Origin of the sequence: Nocardia sp. NPDC019219, from assembly GCF_040632645.1 — a bacterium.
GTDB lineage: Bacteria > Actinomycetota > Actinomycetes > Mycobacteriales > Mycobacteriaceae > Nocardia > Nocardia sputorum.
The window spans coordinates 1-1,307 of sequence record NZ_JBEYCG010000041.1 but is presented as its reverse complement, the minus strand read 5'-3'; the positions used below and the strand labels follow the sequence as shown (position 1 = coordinate 1,307).

General features: G+C 68.0%; 1 protein-coding gene. It reads right to left on the bottom strand.

The window, feature by feature from the left end:
• A partial coding sequence (locus tag ABZ552_RS34035; protein ID WP_357441952.1) for an AMP-binding protein occupies positions 1 to 1,307 on the bottom strand: 1,307 nt, incomplete at both ends.

Genomic DNA, 1,307 nt, shown 5'->3' with positions numbered 1-1,307 from the left:
TACAACTCACCGGAAACACCCACCGGCACCGGCCGCAGCCGAGAGTCGAGCACGTAAACCCGGCTGTTCCACTCCGGCGCACCAATCGACACCGACACCTCATCAGCCGACGTCACACGATGACTGGTGATCGACACCGCCGCCTCAGTCGGACCATAAAGATTGAACAACTCCGTGCGCGGGTGCTCCCGCAAAAACCGCTGCGCCACCGCACCCGGCAACGCTTCACCAATCGCCAACACCCGCCACAGCGACCAGTCCACCGTGTCCGCGGCGGGCCGGTGCGCCAGCAGCGCGTCCAGCATCGACGGAACCACGTGCAGAGTAGTGACCGACTCGCGCGCCATGAGTTCGGCCAAATACGCCGGATCCCGATGACCATCCGGCGCGGCGATCACCAGACGACCACCACACACCGCCGCCGACCAGAACTCCCACACCGAGAGATCGAACGTCGCCGCCGTCTTCAACAGCACCGAGTCGTCCTGCGACAGCTCGAATTTCGCTGTCTTCCAGAGCAATTGGTTGACGATCGCCGCGTGCGGCACCGCGACGCCTTTCGGGCGCCCGGTCGAACCCGACGTGAAGACGATGTAGGCCGTGTTCTCCGGCCGCAGCGGGGCGACTCGCTCGGCGTCGCGGAGCGGCACGCTCGCGACCGCGGTCAGTTCGAGGTCTTCGAGCCGCACCACCGGCGCGACGTCGGTGTCGAAGTCCGACTCCGCGTCGCTCAATACGCAGACCGGGGCGGCGACGGAGAGGATGTAGTCGGTCCGCTCGGCGGCTTGGTCGGGGTCGACCGGTACGTACGCTCCGCCGGCCTCGGCCACCGCGTACATCGCGACGACCAGATCCACCGATCGGCGGAACGCGAGCGCGACGCGGGTCTCGGGGCCGACGCCCACCGAGATCAGGTACCGGGCCAGACGGTTCACCCGGGCGGCCAGTTCCGCGTAGCTCAGCTCGGCGCGTTCGCCACCGGGCAGATCCGCGACCAGCGCGACCGCTCCCGGCGCTGCCGCGACGGTCCGCCGCAGCAGCGACCCGAGGGTGGCGGGCTCCACCGGCTGGGCGGTGTCGTTCCATGCGGTGAGCACGTCGGCGCGCTCGGTGTCCGCGAGAATGTCGATGTCCCCCACCGGGACGGCGGGATCGGCGACTATCGCGGCGAGGACGCGCGAGAACCGAGCGACGAACCCTTCTACCGTCGCTCGGTCGAACAGATCGGTCGCGTATGTGAGGAACCCGCCGATACCCGCGGCCGCACCCGACTCCGCATAAGCATCACCAACAATCAAATGCAGATC